The organism is Stenotrophomonas sp. STEN046 (assembly GCF_056759755.1).
Window position 1 is genome coordinate 1 of sequence record NZ_JBRRDR010000002.1, and the last position, 18,600, is coordinate 18,600.

Annotated in this window: 21 protein-coding genes; 6 read left to right on the plus strand and 15 right to left on the minus strand. The window is 66.0% G+C overall.

The annotated features are described in order from the left end of the window. Positions 1-259 precede the first annotated feature (259 nt). The 3 genes from ACVOLJ_RS01285 to ACVOLJ_RS01295 all read right to left on the minus strand — a co-directional run bounded on the left by ACVOLJ_RS01285 (position 260) and on the right by ACVOLJ_RS01295 (position 1,332). Positions 260-712, minus strand: a complete 453-nt coding sequence (locus ACVOLJ_RS01285) for a hypothetical protein (RefSeq protein WP_475280482.1) — start codon at positions 710-712, stop codon at positions 260-262. Then, the gene (locus ACVOLJ_RS01290; RefSeq protein WP_475280483.1) at positions 709-912 is read right to left on the minus strand and encodes a PspC domain-containing protein; all 204 of its coding nucleotides are present in this window, start codon (positions 910-912) and stop codon (positions 709-711) included. The genes ACVOLJ_RS01285 and ACVOLJ_RS01290 overlap by 4 nt, the downstream gene beginning before the upstream one ends. A 66-nt stretch (positions 913-978) precedes the next feature. Further along, on the minus strand, positions 979-1,332 hold the full coding sequence (locus tag ACVOLJ_RS01295) for a YfeK family protein (RefSeq protein ID WP_475280658.1): 354 nt from the start codon (positions 1,330-1,332) through the stop codon (positions 979-981). Positions 1,333-1,423: 91 nt separating this feature from the next. On the opposite strand from ACVOLJ_RS01295, the gene ACVOLJ_RS01300 reads away from it, so the two are divergent. Beyond that, positions 1,424-1,918: a DUF4822 domain-containing protein gene (locus ACVOLJ_RS01300; RefSeq protein ID WP_481563258.1), complete on the plus strand. Its 495-nt coding sequence runs from the start codon at positions 1,424-1,426 to the stop codon at positions 1,916-1,918. Here the strand turns inward: ACVOLJ_RS01300 and phaC are convergent. The 3 genes from phaC to ACVOLJ_RS01315 are packed head-to-tail and all read right to left on the minus strand — an operon-like array spanning position 1,904 to position 4,685. Then, entirely contained in the window at positions 1,904-2,986 is a 1,083-nt protein-coding gene (phaC, locus tag ACVOLJ_RS01305; protein ID WP_475280485.1) for a class III poly(R)-hydroxyalkanoic acid synthase subunit PhaC, read from the minus strand. The two genes, ACVOLJ_RS01300 and phaC, sit on opposite strands and share 15 nt — an antisense overlap. A 3-nt stretch (positions 2,987-2,989) precedes the next feature. After that, positions 2,990-4,048: a class III poly(R)-hydroxyalkanoic acid synthase subunit PhaE gene (phaE, locus tag ACVOLJ_RS01310; protein ID WP_481563259.1), complete on the minus strand. Its 1,059-nt coding sequence runs from the start codon at positions 4,046-4,048 to the stop codon at positions 2,990-2,992. A 22-nt stretch (positions 4,049-4,070) separates the two neighbouring features. After that, the gene (locus ACVOLJ_RS01315; protein WP_475280487.1) at positions 4,071-4,685 is read right to left on the minus strand and encodes a CDP-alcohol phosphatidyltransferase family protein; all 615 of its coding nucleotides are present in this window, start codon (positions 4,683-4,685) and stop codon (positions 4,071-4,073) included. 345 nt (positions 4,686-5,030) lie between these two features. On the opposite strand from ACVOLJ_RS01315, the gene ACVOLJ_RS01320 reads away from it, so the two are divergent. Further along, on the plus strand, positions 5,031-5,681 hold the full coding sequence (locus ACVOLJ_RS01320) for a class I SAM-dependent methyltransferase (RefSeq protein ID WP_481563260.1): 651 nt from the start codon (positions 5,031-5,033) through the stop codon (positions 5,679-5,681). A 65-nt stretch (positions 5,682-5,746) separates the two neighbouring features. On the opposite strand, the gene ACVOLJ_RS01325 is transcribed toward ACVOLJ_RS01320, so the two are convergent. The 5 genes from ACVOLJ_RS01325 to ppsR form a co-directional block, all read right to left on the minus strand. Further along, complete coding sequence (locus tag ACVOLJ_RS01325; RefSeq protein WP_481563261.1) at positions 5,747-7,102, minus strand: MATE family efflux transporter; 1,356 nt, start codon at positions 7,100-7,102, stop codon at positions 5,747-5,749. A 131-nt stretch (positions 7,103-7,233) separates the two neighbouring features. Beyond that, positions 7,234-7,863, minus strand: coding sequence for a DUF2239 family protein (locus tag ACVOLJ_RS01330; protein WP_475280489.1), 630 nt, complete (start codon positions 7,861-7,863; stop codon positions 7,234-7,236). Between the two features lie 118 nt (positions 7,864-7,981). Then, on the minus strand, positions 7,982-8,470 hold the full coding sequence (locus ACVOLJ_RS01335; RefSeq protein ID WP_475280490.1) for an NUDIX hydrolase: 489 nt from the start codon (positions 8,468-8,470) through the stop codon (positions 7,982-7,984). A 40-nt stretch (positions 8,471-8,510) separates the two neighbouring features. Then, the gene (locus ACVOLJ_RS01340) at positions 8,511-9,023 is read right to left on the minus strand and encodes a DUF1249 domain-containing protein (protein WP_475280491.1); all 513 of its coding nucleotides are present in this window, start codon (positions 9,021-9,023) and stop codon (positions 8,511-8,513) included. Between the two features lie 127 nt (positions 9,024-9,150). Next, positions 9,151-9,972 (minus strand): posphoenolpyruvate synthetase regulatory kinase/phosphorylase PpsR, encoded by an 822-nt coding sequence (ppsR, locus tag ACVOLJ_RS01345; RefSeq protein WP_089236004.1) that lies wholly within the window; start codon positions 9,970-9,972, stop codon positions 9,151-9,153. A 144-nt stretch (positions 9,973-10,116) separates the two neighbouring features. Between ppsR and ppsA the strand changes: the two genes are divergently transcribed. Both ppsA and ACVOLJ_RS01355 read left to right on the plus strand, forming a co-directional pair. Further along, positions 10,117-12,495 (plus strand): phosphoenolpyruvate synthase, encoded by a 2,379-nt coding sequence (ppsA, locus tag ACVOLJ_RS01350; RefSeq protein WP_475280492.1) that lies wholly within the window; start codon positions 10,117-10,119, stop codon positions 12,493-12,495. A 136-nt stretch (positions 12,496-12,631) separates the two neighbouring features. Further along, positions 12,632-13,525 (plus strand): mechanosensitive ion channel family protein, encoded by an 894-nt coding sequence (locus ACVOLJ_RS01355; protein WP_481563262.1) that lies wholly within the window; start codon positions 12,632-12,634, stop codon positions 13,523-13,525. 74 nt (positions 13,526-13,599) lie between these two features. Here the strand turns inward: ACVOLJ_RS01355 and ACVOLJ_RS01360 are convergent, their stop codons facing one another. Both ACVOLJ_RS01360 and ACVOLJ_RS01365 read right to left on the minus strand, forming a co-directional pair. Further along, positions 13,600-14,715, minus strand: coding sequence for an alkene reductase (locus tag ACVOLJ_RS01360; RefSeq protein WP_481563263.1), 1,116 nt, complete (start codon positions 14,713-14,715; stop codon positions 13,600-13,602). 124 nt (positions 14,716-14,839) lie between these two features. Next, entirely contained in the window at positions 14,840-15,712 is an 873-nt protein-coding gene (locus ACVOLJ_RS01365; RefSeq protein WP_475280495.1) for an EcsC family protein, read from the minus strand. Between the two features lie 120 nt (positions 15,713-15,832). Between ACVOLJ_RS01365 and ACVOLJ_RS01370 the strand changes: the two genes are divergently transcribed. Continuing rightward, complete coding sequence (locus ACVOLJ_RS01370; RefSeq protein WP_481563264.1) at positions 15,833-16,384, plus strand: DUF4189 domain-containing protein; 552 nt, start codon at positions 15,833-15,835, stop codon at positions 16,382-16,384. Positions 16,385-16,439: 55 nt separating this feature from the next. On the opposite strand, the gene orn is transcribed toward ACVOLJ_RS01370, so the two are convergent. Further along, positions 16,440-17,012 (minus strand): oligoribonuclease, encoded by a 573-nt coding sequence (orn, locus tag ACVOLJ_RS01375; RefSeq protein WP_481563354.1) that lies wholly within the window; start codon positions 17,010-17,012, stop codon positions 16,440-16,442. A gap of 76 nt (positions 17,013-17,088) precedes the next feature. Then, the gene (gene tadA, locus ACVOLJ_RS01380) at positions 17,089-17,613 is read right to left on the minus strand and encodes a tRNA adenosine(34) deaminase TadA (protein WP_481563265.1); all 525 of its coding nucleotides are present in this window, start codon (positions 17,611-17,613) and stop codon (positions 17,089-17,091) included. A 215-nt stretch (positions 17,614-17,828) separates the two neighbouring features. Between tadA and ACVOLJ_RS01385 the strand changes: the two genes are divergently transcribed. After that, positions 17,829-18,542 (plus strand): OB-fold protein, encoded by a 714-nt coding sequence (locus ACVOLJ_RS01385; RefSeq protein WP_475280498.1) that lies wholly within the window; start codon positions 17,829-17,831, stop codon positions 18,540-18,542. Positions 18,543-18,600 lie beyond the last annotated feature (58 nt).

Below are 18,600 nucleotides of genomic sequence, written 5' to 3' on the forward strand. Positions count from 1 at the left end.
GCGGGGCGCCTCCCACCATACGAATGCCGACCGTTTTTTTAGTTCCTTTTAATTTACTGGGGGCGGCCTCCGCCGTATGCTGGCCGGGGCGGGGGGGGGGGGGCTGGCGGGGTATCCGCGCCATGGATGGCGCGGCTAAGCCCCCAGGGATGGGTTCACGGCGTCCCCGCCAGCCCCACCCTCCCGGCCAGCCCTCAGCGATCCTGCTTTTCGCCACCAACCCAAGCCACCCACGAGGGGCTGCGCCGTTGGCTGGAAACTACGGCCACCAGCCGTGCCCGTACCGGGCGTAATGATCGGCGGCCCGCTCAAACGGGTTGCGCGCACTCACTCCCCCGCACAGCAGATACACCGGCAGGTACAACGGGCCCAGCACCAGGTACTGGTAGACATGCGCGCGCTCGTGATCATCCAGCCGGATCAGCGGCTCCACGCCCCACCCGGCCTGGTGCGCGTAGGTGCGGCAGGACATTCCCAGATCATGCCCGGTATGCAGGATCACATTGCCCAGGGTGATTGCCCCGCCCGGCCCCCACGGCCAGTGGTCGAACACCAGGGCGCAGTCGCGGCCGCTCCAGCGCGCTTTGGCGCCCCCCAGCATCCCGGCCAGTCCGGCCAACAGGCCGATCAGTGAATTGGGCAGCGTCCATGCCGCGCCCAGCGCCTGCAGCGCGCGCAGCCAGAGCGGCCTGGGGCGCCCGGTCGTGTTCAATCAGCCTCGTTGGGGATCAGCAACCACAGGATCAGGTAGACCAGGATGCCGGGAAACGCGGCCGACGCCAGCGAGACCAGCACATAGATCACCCGCAGCAGGGTGGCATTCCAGCCGAAACGATGGGCGATTCCGCCCATGACGCCCGCGATCATGCGGTCGTTCAACGAGCGCGACAGCGTCCTGGGTGCAGTGTTCATCGCGGCGCCTCCTCGGCTACGGGCACGGCCCGTCGAGCATCGCTCGACTCTACACGGGGTCCATGTCTACGGCGTGCGTTGGCGCAGGGCCTGCAGGCGCGCGCCGAACCAGGCTGCCGCCGTCTGTTCAGGCTGGCCCGGGCACTGGATGCGATAGGCCTTGCCGCTCATGCTGCTCTTGCTGGCCGCACGCTCGATGAACTGCTCGGCGCTGTCCACCATGTCCTTCTTCAACAGGTAATCGTATTTGCGTTGCAGGTGCGCACGCGCGTCATTGCCTTCGTACCAGCTGCCGTTGCGCTGGAACCGGCAATGGGAGCCGTCCAGGCTGGAGATCAACTGCGCGATCTCGGCACGTGCCGCGGCGCTGGGCGCGGCGCTCGCGATACCGGCCAACGACGCCAACAGCCCGGCAGACATCACCACCCCACCCGCTTTTAGGAAACGTCCCATGTCACCTCCGGTCAACTTCGCTGATTGTATCGGCTACACGCGACTGCCGGAGCTCCCGATGCGACGTCTCATCCTGGCCACCCTGCTCAGCGCTGCCGCCACCAGCGCCCATGCGCTCGACTGCCCGCAGGCCGGCCCGTCCGCGCTGACTCTGTCGCGTACCGTCTGGCTCACCACCGCCGTGTACGAAGGCACCGACAGGAGCCACAACGTGATCGACCAGTACCCGGCCGTCGTCGGCGTATCGCTCTGGGATGCCTGCAGCAACCGCTTCGAATACTTTGATCCGGCCAGCGGTGCTTCGCGGCGTGCGACCGGCGGCGCGGGCTATTTCCTGTTCACCGGTGATGGCATCAGCCAAATCACGCTTCCCGACAATGGCCCGACGCTGCGTCGGCGCATGGAAGTGCTCGACGCATCCGAGTTCACCTACTCGCGGCGGGTGCCGAGGCACTTCATCGCCGGCCAACCCGAGATCACCCTCCACGTCGTGCATACACCTTTCACCGGTACGCTCGCGTTGCCGGCGCGGCCGGACTCAGGCCCGCGTTGAACCCGGCGTGCGCAGCTTCAGCCAGCTGTCGATCGTCGCCGGTACTTCGCGTTGCGCGCGCCCGGATACGTAGATGCCGATGTGGCCCCCACGGAAGCTGGATTCGGTGTAGTCCTGGGTTCCCAGCAGGCCACGCATCGCCCGTGACGCATCGGGCGGCACCAGATGGTCCTGCTCAGCGTAGATGTTCAGCACCGGCAGGGTCACCTGCGACAGATCCACGGCCTCTTCGCCGATCGTCACCGTGCCGTTCATCAGCCCATTGCCCTGGTAGAACTGCTTGATGAAATCGCGGAACGCCTCGCCGGCCAGGTCCGGTGAATCGAAGATCCACTTTTCCATGCGCAGGAAGTCCTCCAGCGCTGCCTTGTCGTCAAGGATGTCGAGCAGTCCCACGTACTTCTGCACGTTCAGGCGGAACGGCTTGAGCATCAGGTAGCTGGCATTCATCAGATCGGCCGGGATGTTGCCCAGCGTGTCCACCAGCAGGTCCACATCCACCTGCTGCGCCCAATGCGAAAGCATGTTGTCGGCGGTCTGGAAATCGACCGGCGTCACCATGGTGATCAGGTTGCCCAGCTTCTGCCTGCGCAGTGCGGCATAGCACAGCGCGAATACCCCGCCCTGGCAGATGCCCAGCATGTCTACGGCACCACCGCTGCGCGCATGCAGCGCATCCACCGCGCCGTCGATATAGCGCAGCAGGTAATCCTCAAGGGTCTGGTAGCGCTCGGAGCGGTCCGGATAGCCCCAGTCCAGCACATACACGTCCTGGCCAAGTGCCAGCAGCTTCTGCACCAGCGAGCGGTCAGCCTGCAGGTCCACCATGTAGGGACGGTTGACCAGCGCATAGACAATCAGCAGCGGTGTGCGCCGGGTTGGCGCGTGCTCGCCGACGAAGCGATACAGCACCACCCTGCCATCGCGCCAGACCTCCTCGCGTGCAGTCACGCCATAGTCGACGTCCTCCACCTGCGGCAGCAGCTTCAGCCCTTCCATCAGCTTGCGCTGCATGGCCAGGGTCTCCTGCATCAGGTCATCGGCGTTGAAGCCCAGCGGCCCTTTCATCGGTCATGATTTCCGCGTGGTGGTACGGGGTGCCTTCTTCGCTGCCGGCGTCTTGGGCGCTGCCGCCTTCTTCGCAGGGGCGGCCTTCTTTGCCGCCTTGCGCGAGGCCGGTTTCACCCTGGCCGGCGCCGGCTGCGCCGCTGGATCGACAGCGGCGGTACCGGCCAGCACAGCCACCTGTGCCTGCACGCGGCGCAGGCTGCGCTCCAGCTCGGCGATCCGCTTGTGCGCGGCATCCATCTCCGTGCGGGTGGGCAGGCCGATCCGTTCACTCATCTGCTCGACCTCACGCTGCACACCCGCCCGCAAACGCATCTGTGCATTGCCCAGCGCGGCGTAGATCTGCTGGAATGGCTCGGACATGGCGACCTTGGCGTAGGCTTCCTCGGCCACCTCGATCCACAGATCGAACATCGCCCGGGCGCTGGTCAGCTGGCTGCCCGGCTGCTCATGCTCCCGCAGGCGCTGCTCGAACAGATCGAAGGCTTCTTCCAGTGCCTGCTTGATCTGCTCGACATACGCCTGCGAGTGCTGCTGATACTCTTCCTGTGCGCGCAGCAGGGTCTGCCAGCGCGCCTGGTGTTCGCGACCGGGGCCGAACGCCGGGCTCTGCAGCCACGGACCGGCCTGCAGCTGCCACTGCTGCAACCAGGCAGCGAACTCAGGCAATGCAGCGCTGGCATGGGTACTGCCGCGGGCGCCCTGCAGCATCCACTGCAGCATGCCGTCGCCCTGCCCCTTCACCGCTTCACGCCAGGCCTGGGCAACCTCGGCACTGCTGGCATCGCGACCGGCAAACCGCGCGGCCACCTCCTGCATCGTGCCGTACCAGCTACCGGCCTGCTGGCGGAACCGCCGCACGGCATCTTCCGGCGCGCCACCGCCCTGTTCGGGCAGCAGCTGGCCCCACCAGTCGAACAGGCGCTGCCAGCTGCCGGGATCATCGCCGGCAGGCGCGCCAGGCACCGCCGCATGGCGCAGGGCGTCCCCCCAGGCACCAAAATACTGCCGTGCCAGGTTCTCGAAATCGCTGCTGCCTGCGTCGTTGGCCGCCTGGCTCATCGCATACCTCTGCGGAACGGGTTCATGGCTTGGGAATGCGCAGGGTCTTGCTGATCATCAGCGACCCCGACAGGGCAAACAGCAGCACCAGCGGGTGCAGCTGCCAAGGACCGACCTGCCACTGGCCCAGCCACAGGTCGTGGCCGATGGCGTCGGTGCCGGCAGCGATGGCAAGCACGATCACCAGCGCCAGGCTGGTCGGAATCGGCGTGCCTTCGAAGTACTTCACCTTGCCCTCGTCACCGCTCATGGCCTCGGCGGTCACGTTGTAGCGGGCCAGGCGGCTGACACCGCAGCAGACGAAGTAGCTCAGCACCAGCCAGTCCCAGCCACCCTGCATGCCGCAGGCGTAGGCCAGCGCGGCCGGGGCCACGCCGAACGAAATCACGTCGGACAACGAATCCAGCTCGCGCCCCAGCGTCGAGCTGGACTTGCGCCAGCGCGCGATGCGGCCGTCCAGCGCGTCAAAGATGAAGGCCAGCGGGATCAGCGCCATGCCAAACAGCAGGTAGCCGCGCTCCCCGTCCTGCAGGAAGCGCATCGCGGCGAACACTGCGCCGGTGCCGCAGAAGGCGTTGGCCAGGGTGAACCAGTCCGCCAGATGGAACTCGCGCAGCATCGAGAAGTGACGTTTCATGAAGTCTCACGGGGCATCAAGGCCCACAGGGTACCGCGAGCGCTGCCACCGGCAACAGCGCCGACCGACCGCCACCTTCACCCGCCACTCACCCATCCTCACCTGCGGTGAATTTTTCGCCACCCATCTTGACAGCCTAGGGGGGTGGCGCCTGGCAGCGCTTATCCACAAAGTTGCCCACGTGTAATCCACACCCCCTGTGGACAACCACTTCTCACCGACTGCGACGCTGGACATTTCCTGATCACCACAAGCCGGGGTTTTCCTACTTCCCATGCCGAACCGTCGGCGCTATGGTCAGCGGCGGACCCGCCGCCGCCACGTCCGATTCCTTACTGATGGACGATGTCGATGCTGGAAGCACGCACCCTGGCCGCGCAGTTGCGGCAGCCCCACGGCGAGGCCGCGTTGGCCGTGGCCGAATCGATGAACCGCAGCAACGGCGCGCTCAACCATGCGGCGATCGGCCTGCTGGCAGTAACCCGCGCCGAGCAGGTGCTGGAAATCGGCCCCGGCAATGCCGCCTTCGCGCCCCTGCTGCTGCAGGCCAAAGACAGCCGCTACCTGGGCATCGATCTTTCCACCGCCATGGTCGAGTCCGGCAACCAGCGACTCAACGCCGCCGGCTTGTCGGCACGCGCGATGCTGCAGGCCGGCGACGTCCACGCGTTGCCGTTGAATGATGCCAGCATGGACGCGGCACTGGCGGTCAACACGCTGTACTTCTGGCCGAACCTGGCGCCAGTCCTGGACGAGCTGGCGCGGGTGCTGCGCCGCGGCGGCCGGTTGTGCCTGGCCTTCGGCGATGCCGGCTTCATGCGCAACCTGCCGTTTGCCGCCGATTTCCACCTGCACGAGCTGGACGCGGTGGAACTGGCCCTGCGCGTGTCTGGTTTCAGCATCTCGGCCTGGCGCGCGCATCGGGAAAGCGCGGCCGGCAACGATGGCCAGCAGCGGGAAAAGCACTTCCACCTGCTGCTGGCGCACCGGCGGTAATCGAGCCGCCGGGCATGGCCCATCCAGGCCAATAGCGCCGGCCCGTGCAAGACGGGCACCGCACCTCAGTCGGCAGCGGGAAGTCGGCGCCGCCACCGGGCAAAACACAGCAACTGCAGCGCCAACACCGCCAGCAAGCCCAACGGCCACGCCCACCACAGTCCAGCCAGACCATGATGTGCCTGCAACCACTTCGCCAGCGGCAGCTCCAGCAGCAGGACCGCCGCCATGCCCAGCAGTGCCGGCAGCAGCACTGTGCCGCTGCCCCGCATCACCCCGACCAGCACCGCGCTGATACCCATCGCCAGCACGCCCCATACCACCGCACGCAGCTGCAGCGTGGCCAGATCGCGTACCGCAGGCGCTTCCAGGATCAGGCCCACCAACCACGGCGCCGACACCATCACCAGCGTCACCACACCCGCCAGCAGCACTAGACCAAGCAGCACACCGGTCCGGGCGATGGCAGGCAGGCGCGTCGGACGCCCTGCGCCCATCGCATGCGCCGCGAGGATCGTGGCCGTGATACCCAGCGACATCGCTGGCAACTGCACCCAGCTCATCAGCTGATTGACCGCACCATAGGCTGCGGTGGCCTGGTAGCCATGGCGGTTGATCCAGCCCAGCAGCACGATTTCAGCGACGGCCAGACTCAGCATCTGCAGCGAGGCCGGTACGCCGATGCGCAGCATCGCGCGCACCAGGGCACCGTCGAAACGAACCGAACGCAACAGGGCGCGGTCCGGCGCCAGCGGATGGCCCACGCGATGCCAACGCCACAACAGCCAGGCCAGCGCCAAGGCCGAGGCGAGTACCGCCGACACCGCTGCGCTGGCCGTGCCCAGCCGTGGCAGCCCGGCCCAGCCCAGGATCAACAGCGGCGTGCACAGCAGACCAACCACGGTGGCCAACAGCAGCGCATGCAGTGGCGTCTTCGCATCGCCCACGGCGCGGCTGACCGAGGTCGCCAACCAGAGCAGGAAAAACACCGGCGCACCGAGCAGCAGGACACGCGCATAGACGATGGCCTCGGCCAGGATGGGGGCTGGCGTGCCCAGTGCCGCAAGCACCTGCGGCACCAAGGCGCCGCCCGCGACCACGACCAGCACCGACAGTGCCAGCACCACAGCCACGGCGGTACCGGCAGCCGCCTGCGCCTGCAGCGGTCTGCCACCTCCCCAAGCTTGCCCGATCAACACGGTGGCACCGGTGGCCAGGCCCACCACCAGCGCCAGCATCAGGAAGAACAATGGAAAGAACGCGGCTGCGGCGGCAACCGCGTGGGCGCCGAGCAGGTGGCCGAGGTAGATGTTGTCGAGCGTGCCTGCGGCCAACTGCAACGCATTGGTCAGCAGCATCGGCAACAACAGGGCCAGGTAGGTGCGCCACAGCGGCGGAACGACTGGCAGTGGGGGATTCATGGGCGAGCGCATGGGGTTCTCTGGGCAAGGCGATGCCCTGCCCGGCGTTTCCGCCAGCAAAGCAAGCACAGTGGGAAGCGGGTCGCAGCCCGGGGTCAGATGAAGCGGTGGCTCAGCAGCCGCGTGATGGTTCAACCATCGGTGCCATCCATGGGGTCGTCGAAGGCCAAGCGCAGGGCGTGGCCGCCGATGTCCCCGGGCCAGGCCTGCAACGCAGCCTCCAGGCCCGCGCGATCGTGCGCGAACAGCAGGCGGATGGCTTCCTCGAAGCCCGGAAGATCACCGGCAATGGCCTGCAGGAAGTGGTACGCGCGCTCGGTGTGGCGGCGCTGGCGGTCCTTGTCCACAGCCGCGCGACTGGCCGCTTCCACCAGCCGGCGCAGCACCACCGATGCGCCTCCCGGCTGCTCGGCCAGCCATGCCCAGTGCCGCGGCAGCAGCGTTACTTCACGGGCGACCACGCCCAGTTTGGGGCGCCCGCGGCCCCGCAGGGCTACAGGTTCCTCATCGGCAGAGGGCCCGGCGTCTGATCCGGTTGCCAACGGAAATGCCTTGGCTACCCGTGCCAGCAATTGCGCATCACTGCCGCGCGTATCGAAGTCATGGCTGCGCCCGGTGGCGTTGTCGAACACCAGCAGCCGACCGGCCGGATTGTCGGCGCGCAGCCGCTTGAGCGCCAGCGCAGCCACTTCCGGGGTACCGGAAGCAACCAGACGAGGGCCGTCGAAACAGCTGAAAGCAGGAAGTCGGGACGGGGACATGACGACGGCATCGAAGACGACGCGCGAATATTGCCCGGGTAATTTTACGAAGTCAATATCACCCGGGTATTAATCATCCCGCGCGCCCGTACGGCGTGCCGAACAACGCCGGTCCAGGTTACAGCCGGCTGTACGACCAACTCTGCATGCGTCCATCCCGGTACGGCATCACGCCGTGGAACGGGCGCGGATCAGCATCGAACACCAGCGGCAGGAAGTTGCGGTCGCCCTCCCACATGGGCAGCGTGTCCAGCTTGTCCACGTCCACCCATTCCAGGGTGCCTTCGTGGTTGCCGCCGTGCGGAGTGCCCTCGAAGCTGTCGATGACGAACACGAAGCCGAACCAGTCCTCGCCGTGCTTGCCGAAACCCGGCCAGCTGAGGGTGCCGCGCAGGCGCATGGCCGTGCAGTCGATGCCGGCTTCCTCGGCGATCTCACGGCGCATGCCGGCGGCCACGTCCTCGGTCGGTTCGACCTTGCCGCCCAGGCCGTTGTACTTGCCAATGTGGTGGTCGCCCGGCCGGGTATTGCGATGGATCATCAGCACCTGGCGACGATCAGGCGAGAGCACATAGCCCAGGGTGGCGACGATCGGGGTATACGGCATGCGCGGGTCCGGCGGTGGGTCAGCCGTCGATTATGGCCGATCAACGCACCAGCGACAGGCGCCGGTCACGGGCACTGTCCGCGCTGCCGTCCGGGTCGCGGCGCAGGGTGGCCACGCCATGACCGCGTTCGGCCAGGTATTCCAGCCACTTGCCCAGGAAGGTATTCATCCGCATGCGATGGCTGATCAGCTCGGCCGGCGGCGGGTACAGCCCCATGGTGTCCTGCCAGCGGCGGCCGACGTAGCAATGGGTGGTCTCGGCCTGGCGCGCATCGCGGTACAGCCGCACATAGGCCGAGGGGTCCGGTTCACCCGTGACCGGGTCGGCCAGGTCGTAGGTCAGGCGCAGCTCGACTGTGTAGCGGTGGCACTCGATCACATCCAGGCGCACGTCTAGGCCGTCGCCGATCGAGGAGATGTAGCTGCCGGCGACCAGCTCGGCCGGTGCGAACAGGCGCACCAGATGCCGGTAGTTCTCCGCGTACAGCCCCATCAGCCAGCTCAACCGGCTCAGGCGGGGAATGCGTTCGGTACGGGGCAAGGCTCGGGCCATGGGTCGATCCTACACGTTGGCCCTTCAACGTGGGGACTGATCGGCCCCGGCCAAAGTGCCCGCGTATCGACCAACGGCCGATACCCTCCGCGCAGGCAGGCCACGACCATTGGTCGTGGCGCGCCCGTCAATACAGCTCGCGCTGCAGCCCCAGCGTCCCCAGCACCTTGCTGGAGATCTCCTCGATCGAGGTATGGGTGGTGCTCAGGGTCGGGATGCGTTCCATCTGGAACATGACCTCGGCCGCGGCCACCTCGCGCTTGCAGGTATCCAGGTTGGCGTAGCGCGAATTCGGCCGGCGTTCCTGGCGGATCTGCTGCAGGCGGTCCGGGTCGATGGTCAGGCCGAACAGCTTGCGCCGGTAGTTGCGCAGTCGCGGCGGCAGGCGGTCGCTTTCCAGGTCTTCGTCGGTCAGCGGGTAGTTGGCCGCACGCACCCCGTAGTGCAGGGCCAGATAGATGCAGGTGGGCGTCTTGCCGGCCCGGGAGACGGCCACCAGGATCACGTCGGCATCGTCGTAATTGACTGCGATGCCATCGTCATGGGTCAGCGCGAAATTCATCGCATTGATGCGCCGGTGGTAGGTGTCGAAGTCGACCATGCCGTGCGCCTGCCCCACCCGGTTCAGCCGCGAGCTGGACAGTTCCCGCTCCAGCGGCTCGATGAACGGGGCGAACACATCCAGCATCAGCGCCCCGCTTTCGGACAGGATCACGCTCAGGCTCTGGTCCACGCAGGAGTTCACCACGATCGGCCTGACCTGGTAGCGCTCCCCCGCCGCCTGGATCCGGGCACAGGCTTCACGGGCTTTTTCGGGGTCATCGACAAATGACATCCGGTCGGTAATGAAGCTGAACCCGGAGAACTGGGTCAGCAGGCTATGCCCAATGGTTTCAGCGGTGATACCGGTTCCATCGGAAACGTAGAACACCGGACGGATGGTCGACATGCGCGCTTTTACCCCCTACGAAGCCTAAAAGGGCCGTCAACACAAGCTTGTGCCGACGGTGGTCTGCCCGGCATCATATCGACTTCTTCCTACGGACGCGGCCATTCAGCCCGCCTCGGGCGATGGCCAAACGGAGCATCGCGCTTGAACGAGAACATCCTGTGGTTGCACGAACTGCGTCTGGCCGACCTGGCCCGCGTAGGCGGCAAGAATTCCTCGCTGGGCGAGATGATCGGCAACCTCGCCGGTCTGGGCGTCTCCGTTCCTGGAGGTTATGCGACCACGTCTGAAGCCTTCAAGGACTTCATCGCGCACAACGACCTGTCCAAGCGCATCTTCGACAAGCTGGCCACGCTGGACGTCGAGGACGTCAACGCACTGACCATCGCCGGCAAGGAGATCCGCAGCTGGGTGATCGATGCGCCGCTGCAGCCGCAGCTGGACCAGGACATCCGCACGGCATACGCCAAGCTGAGCGCCGACAACGGCGGTGGCGACGTGGCCGTGGCCGTGCGTTCTTCGGCCACCGCCGAAGATCTGCCCGATGCCTCCTTCGCCGGTCAGCAGGAAACCTTCCTCAACGTCACCGGTGCCGACGATGTCGTGCACAAGGTCAAGGAAGTGTTCGCCTCGCTGTACAACGACCGTGCCATCGCCTACCGCGTCCACCATGGCTTCAAGCACGAGGATGTGTTCCTGTCCGCTGGCGTGCAGCTGATGGTGCGTTCGGGTGTCGGTTCTTCCGGCGTGCTGTTCACCCTGGACACCGAGTCCGGCTTCCGCGACGTGGTGTTCGTCACCTCGTCCTTCGGCCTGGGCGAAATGGTCGTGCAGGGCGCGGTCAACCCGGACGAGTTCTACGTCTACAAGCCCACCCTGCAGGCCGGCAAGCCGGCGATCCTGCGCCGTTCGCTCGGCAGCAAGGCGATCCGCATGGTGTATTCGGATGTCCCCGGCGAGCGCGTCAGGATCGAGGACACCCCGGCCGAACTGCGCACCACCTTCTCGATCAACGATGAAGACGTGGCCGAACTGTCGCGCCAGGCACTGACCATCGAAAAGCACTACGGCCGCCCGATGGATATCGAGTGGGCCAAGGACGGCGTCAGCGGCAAGCTGTTCATCGTGCAGGCGCGCCCGGAGACGGTGAAGTCGCGCAGCCACGCCACCCAGATCGAGCGCTTCGCGCTGACTGAAAAGGGCGGCAACGTGCTGGCCGAAGGCCGCGCCGTTGGTGCCAAGATCGGCGCAGGTGTCGCCCGCGTGGTGAAGACGCTGGAAGACATGAACCGCGTGCAGCCGGGCGACGTGCTGATCGCCGACATGACCGATCCCGATTGGGAGCCGGTGATGAAGCGCGCCTCGGCGATCGTCACCAACCGCGGTGGCCGTACCTGCCACGCCGCAATCATCGCGCGCGAGCTGGGCGTGCCGGCCGTGGTCGGTTCGGGCAACGCCACCAAGGTCATCGAAGATGGCCAGCTGGTCACGGTCAGCTGCGCTGAAGGCGATACCGGCTTCATCTACGAAGGCAAGCTCGGTTTCGAACGCACCACCACCGATCTGGGCAACATGCCGCCGGCACCGCTGAAGATCATGATGAACGTGGCCAACCCGGAACGTGCCTTCGACTTCGGCCAGCTGCCGAACGCCGGCATCGGCCTGGCGCGTCTGGAAATGATCATCGCCAGCCACATCGGCATCCACCCGAATGCGCTGCTGGAATACGACCGCCAGGACCCGGCGACCCGGAAGAAGATCGACGAGAAGATCGCCGGTTATTCCGACCCGGTCGGCTTCTACGTGGACCGTCTGGCCGAAGGCATCGCCACCCTCACCGCCTCGGTCGCGCCGAACCCGGTGATCGTGCGCCTGTCGGACTTCAAGTCCAATGAGTACGCCAACCTGATCGGCGGCAGCAACTACGAGCCGCACGAAGAGAACCCGATGATCGGCTTCCGCGGCGCCAGCCGCTACGTCGATCCCAGCTTCTCGGCCGCCTTCGCGCTGGAGTGCAAGGCCGTGCTGCGCGTGCGTAACGAAATGGGCCTGGACAACCTGTGGGTCATGATTCCGTTCGTGCGCACCCTGGAAGAAGGCCGCAAGGTCGTCGAGGTGCTGGAACAGAACGGCCTGAAGCAGGGCGAGAACGGCCTGAAGATCATCATGATGTGCGAAGTGCCGTCCAACGCACTGCTCGCCGATGAGTTCCTGGAGATCTTCGACGGCTTCTCGATCGGCTCCAACGACCTGACCCAGCTCACCCTGGGCCTGGACCGTGATTCGTCGATCGTTGCCCACCTGTTCGACGAACGTAACCCGGCGGTCAAGAAGTTGCTGTCGATGGCGATCAAGTCGGCACGTGCCAAGGGCAAGTACGTCGGCATCTGCGGCCAGGGCCCGTCCGATCATCCGGATCTGGCCGAGTGGCTGATGCAGGAAGGCATCGAGTCGGTATCGCTGAACCCGGACACCGTGGTGGATACCTGGCTGCGCCTGGCCAAGTTGAAGGCCAAGGGTTGATCGGTTGACGCTTGATGGCTGACACCGATTTCATCGGTGCCTGCCCATAATCAGGCTGCATGCAAGCCCCGCTTCTGCGGGGCTTGCTGTTTCTGGCGTCCCCGCACGCCACATCCGCCCCTGCAAAGGAAACGCCATGATCGCTGCTGTATCACCCTCGCCCGCTACGACCTCCTGGTACCACTCCCTCAACTGGGAACGCCTGCTGGAAACCTACGGCGTACCGTTGCTGGCTGCGATCGTGGTGCTGCTGGTCGGCATGTGGCTGTCGCGGCGCCTGTCCAATGCGATGCCGCGCGCCACAGCGCGCATGGGCGTGGACCCGATGCTGGGCAGCTTCCTGCGCAACGTTGTGTATGCGGCCTCGCTGGTGATCGTGGTCATTCTGGCCATCGGCACCCTGGGTGTGCAGATCACCCCGCTGCTGGCCGTGCTCGGCACCGCCGGCCTGGCTGTAGGCCTGGCACTGAAGGACTCGTTGTCCAACATCGCCTCCGGCGTGATGCTGGTGACATTGCGCCCGTTCCGTGTCGGCGACGTGGTGACGATTGCCGGGCAGACCGGCACGGTGCGCGAGGTGCGCATCTTCCAGACCGTGATCACCGGCGCTGACAACCAGCACACCACCATTCCGAATACGCTGATCACCGCCGCGCCGATCATCAACCTGACCGCCGAACCGACCCGCCGCGTCGAACTGGTGGTAGGCATCGGCTATGAGGACAACATCCAGCTGGCGCGTGACACCGCGCTGCAGCTGATGAAGGCCGACCCGCGCGTACTGCAGACGCCGGCGCCGGACGTGGTGGTGTACGAACTGGGCGCGCATGCGATCAACCTCGGCATCCGCTGCTACGTCAAATCGGCCGACCACTTCGGTACCAAGGTCACCCTGCTGGAACAGATCAAGCTGGGCTACGACAAGGCCGGCATCAACATTCCGTATCCGCAGCAGGACATGCATCTGTACCTGCACGGAAAGGATGCCGGGGTGATCGAGGCCGATGCACTGGTGCGCGACAAGCCCTGATCGGGAGTGCCGACCAACGGTCGGCACACACCCACCGGCATCGGTAGCGCCGGGCCATGCCCGGCGATGCGGCGTCAGACCACCGCGGTCTCTTCCAGCACCGGATAATCGGTGTAGCCCGCTTCACCACCACCGAAATACGTCGCGCGATCTGGCAGATTCAGCTCAGCACCGGCGCGCAGCCGTTCCGGCAGGTCCGGGTTGGCGATGAACGGCCGTCCGAAGCCGATCAGGTCGGCCCAGCCTTCCGCCAGACCCTGCTCTGCGCGCTCGGCGCTGTACTTGCCGGCGTAGATCAGCGTTCCCGGATAGACCATGCGCAGCGCCTGCTTGAATGCCACCGGCATCAACGGGGCATCCTCCCAGTCGGCCTCGGCGATGTGCAGGTAGCCCACGCCAAGCCCGCCCAGCAGGTGCGCGGCGGCCAGATAGGTCGCCTGCGGCGTGTCGTCCACCGCGCCCTGCAGCGTGGTCAGCGGCGCCAGGCGCACACCTACGCGGTCACCGCCGGCCACTGCGACAACCGCCTGCACCACCTCACGCAGGAAGCGCAGGCGATTCTGCAGCGCGCCGCCGTAGCCGTCGGTACGCAGATTGGCCTGCGAATCGATGAACTGGTTGATCAGGTAGCCGTTGGCGCCGTGCAGCTCGACGCCGTCGAATCCCGCCGCCAACGCGTTGCGGGTGGCCTGCGCATAGTCGGCGATGATGCCCGGAATCTCGTCCTCGGCCAGCGCGCGCGGTATCGAGTGCTGGAGCATCTCGCCCACTCCGGATTCCGGGCCGGCACCGGTCGGGTCGACGAACACCTTCACGCCTTCGGCCAGCAACGCCGAAGAAGACACCGGCGCCGAACCCCCGGGTTGCAATGCTACGTGCGAAACGCGACCGACATGCCACAGCTGGGCATAGATACGGCCACCAGCGGCGTGCACCGCATCGGTCACGCGCCGCCAGCCCTGCACCTGCTCGGGGCTATGGATACCCGGCGTCCAGGCATAGCCCTGCCCCTGAGGGCTGATCTGGGTGCCCTCGCTGACGATCAGGCCGGCACCGGCGCGCTGCGCGTAGTACTCGGCCATCTGTGCAGTGGCAACATTGCCGGCCGCCGCACGCGAGCGGGTCATCGGCGGCATCACGATACGGTTGGGCAGCGTCATCGCGCCCAGGCGGTGAGGAGTGAACAACATGGCGGCATTCTCTTGCGGGGGATTGCCGGCAAGGATGGGGATGACGTTCCGCGAGCAACAGGCGCATCCACGCAAAACAGTTGTGCTGCCACGGCAACGATGCCGCATCCACCCAAGGCGTGGATTACAACGTCGGCTCGATCAACGCCCCGCCGTGCGCGATCCGGTCGTAGCACGTGCGCACCACGTCCTCACCGTACTTCAGCTCCAGCCGGCGCACGATGAAGTGACCGCGGGCCATGTCCTGGTAGTAGTCGGTGAACATGGTGTTCAACGTCGCACCGGCCGCGGCGCCGACGATCGGCACCGCCTGCGCGGCGAACTTCTCGGTAACCACCACACCGAATCGGGCGGCCACCTTTTCCACCAGTTTGGCCAACAACTTGCCGGCCTCCTTCGGTGCCACGCCCAGGGTCAGGTCGCGGCCGGTGACCACGCGTCCGGCCAGCTCGGCCGACAGGTGGCGCATCACATCGGTGGTAAAGCCACGGGCCAGGTAGTAGCCGGTCTCGCTGGCGTCATCACGTGGCGAATTGCCGCCCAGCGCAAACACTTCCAGGCAGGCCTGGCGGGTACTGAACTGCGATAGATCGAAGCCCTCGCTGCGGGCCACATCGGCCACGGCCCGCATCATGATGGTTGTCGACACCGGCAGTTCGATGAAAAGCGCGGCGAAGCCAAACGCACCGCCGACCGCGCCGGAGGTGGCCGCTGCCAGTTTGTGCCAGCGTGTCGAAGCACGCTTGCCCGGGGTGTTGCCCATGCTCCACAGCGCCGCCTGCGCCGACTTGGACAATGCCGCCTGCACCGCGCCGTGGATCCGGTTGGAGACGGAACTGGGCAGCGCTTTCACCGCGAACTCCAGTGGCGTGCCGACCACGTTGGCCATGCGCGCGGTCAGCGTCGGCGCCTCCAGCAGGGCAACTGCCCGCTGCAGGTCAGACCAGTCGCCCGCATCGTGGGCGATATCGCGGGGCAGCAGGATGGGCTCGTTCATGGGCTGATCTTAGCGCTGGAGAGTTGAACGGTTCGTGGTGGCCCGGTCGCAAGGGGGCTATGATCCCGGCAGCCGCCCTGTATGCCGGGCGGCATGGATGAACCACTACAAGGACGCGCCATGTACGCACGAGTGCTGCTGATCGGAACCCTCTTCCTTGCCAGCCTCGGCTGGGCAGGCCGCGTGAATGCCGAAGGCCGCTGCCCGCCCGGCTCCTACCCCATCGGCAGCGAGTCGGGGGTAATGGGATGTGCGCCGATTCCTGGGGGAGGAGGTGGCGAATACGCGCCCTCATCGGTCGGGAGCTGGAAAAAAGTACCGCAGTGGATCGCCTATGCGCGTTCGCCGGACGGTCTGGTACTTGGCTGGAGTGTTTTCCAGCACAAACAGAAGGGGGCAAACAAGCAGGCGCTGAAGGCCTGCGACGCGCGCAGCGGACAGAAGTGCGAGATTGTTGCCTCGTTCACCGGGAAGTGCTCCACCGCACTGCGGCGCAACGATACCGCCCAGCTTGAAGTGGTGCTTCGCGATTTCACCGAAGCGTCCAACCTGGACAGCGAGGAAGTAACGCGGATCTGTTCCAATGGCTGCCAGAGGATCACTTCCGATTGCGCCCGCGACTTCCATGCAGGCGTAGGCGGCCCCGACCGAGGGCCGAACTGGTTCCCCTGAGCCGGCACGCCGCGACGTAGCGCTCGCCGGGCATGGCCCGGCGCCGGCACGATCGTCAGACGCCCGGCAGGCCCGACAGTGCGCCCATGAACTGGCGATAGTGGCGCAGCTCGGCAATCGAGTCGTGCACATCGCTCAGGGCGGTGTGGTTGCTGTTCTTGCCCACGCCAGCGGCCACGGTGGGTGCCCAGCGCTTGGCCAGTTCCTTCACCGTGGACACGTCCAGGTTGCGGTAATGGAAGTACTTCTCCAGCCGCGGCATCTGCCGGTGCAGGAAGCGGCGGTCCTGGCAGATGGAGTTGCCCGACATCGGCGACACGCCGGCCGGAATCCACTGCGCCAGGAAGGCCACGGTCTGCGCTTCAGCCTGACCCAGCGTGGTGGTGCTGTCGATGACGCGCTGCCACAGGCCCGAGCGGCGATGCTGGTTGCGGTTCCACTCGTCCATCGCTTCCAGCGTTTCAAGCGGATGATGGATGGCGAACTCCGGGCCCTCAGCCAGCACGTTGAGCTGGGCATCGGTGACCACCGTGGCAATCTCGATGATCGAATCGTTGTCGGTATCAAGCCCGGTCATTTCCAGGTCGATCCAGATCAGTCGTTCGTTGGCCGCGCCGTTCTCCACCATCATGTCGCCTCGTTGCTGGGCAGGCGCGAGGCCGGCCGGTTAAAGGAAAGATGCAATCATCATACCCTTTCGCCGCTCAGCCCTCGCCGGCATGATCTTCCAGCAACAGCGGCGGTTTGCCGCGCTTGGCGCGGAAATAATTGGTCAGGCGATTGCTCGCCTCCTTGGCCAGCACGCCCGCGTGAACCTCCACCCGGTGGTTGTGCCGGGCATCGCCCAGCAGATCGAACACGCTGCCGCAGGCGCCGGTCTTGGGATCGCTGGCGCCGTAGACCAGGCGCGCGACGCGGGCATGCACGATCGCCATGGCGCACATCGCGCACGGCTCCAGCGTGACGTACAGCGTGCAGCCGATCAGCCGGTGGTTGGCCAGCACTTTGCCACCTTCGCGCATCGCCACGATCTCGGCATGCGCACTGGGGTCGTGCGCGGCGATGTTGAGGTTCCAGCCCTCGCCCAGCACTTGGCCATCGGCACCGACCAGCACCGCGCCCACCGGGATCTCGTTGAACTCGCGTTGTGCACGCTCAGCCAGCGCCAGCGCGTGGCGCATCCAGTGTTCGTCGGCATCGTGCACCGGCACGCCCAAAGCGTCGGTCATTGCGTTTCTCGGGTTGCGGGACTCATGCCGGGCCAGTTTAACGTAGGGCTCCGGGCACGGTTGTCCCTCGTCACGACGCGTCGCGATGAGGGAGGCGATGCAATGCCGCTTGATCTTATGTGAAGACTCCTTCACGCTGCGCGCGCGCCCACCGTCGCCGTGATGGTCGTGCGCTGCCAATGACTGGCGCTGATTTCACCTTACAGGGGGTAGTTTTGAACGCAGTTGCAGACACCACCGTGCAGGCCAACCCTGCCGGAAAAGCCGCATGGATCACGCTGGCGATCGCTTGGTTGTGCTTCCTTATTCCGTTCCCGGGCCTGGGCCTGTTCCTGGGCTGGCCGCTGAACCTGGTCGCCTTCATCCTGGCCATCGTCGCCATGTCCAAGGGCGGCGCCAAGAAGGGCCTGTTCCAGCTGCTGGGCTCGTTGATCGTGTCGCCGGTGGTGTATTTCATCGGTCTGGCAATCTTCGCCGGCACCATGAGCGGCATCACTGAAAAGAGCCGCGCCGAGTACACCGCTGCAGCGGCCCAGGCCCAGGCCGAGATCAGCAACGCTGCTGCCGAGGCAGAAGCCGCCGCCGGCAACGCCGCCAACGAAGTTGCCAGCGATGTGCAGGCCGCCTCTGCCGTTGAAGTCAGCACCTCGACGCTGTTCCAGGATTACCAGGACAACGAGATTGCCGCTGACGGCAAGTACAAGGGCAAGGCCCTGCTGGTTTCCGGCACGGTCGATTCGATCAGCTCGGACTTCATGGACAAGCCGGTCGTGCAGCTGAGTGCCAAGCCGTTCGGCTTCGTACAGGCCAGCGACCTGCCCAAGGACGTGGCTGCCGGCATGAAGAAGGGACAGCAGGTCACGCTGGCCTGCACCGGCAATGGCGAAGTCATCGGCTTCCCGGCGCTGTCCGGCTGCACCGTGCAGTAAGACGCAGTACACGGTGACACCCAAAGCCCCGCTTCGGCGGGGCTTTCTGTTTGCAGCA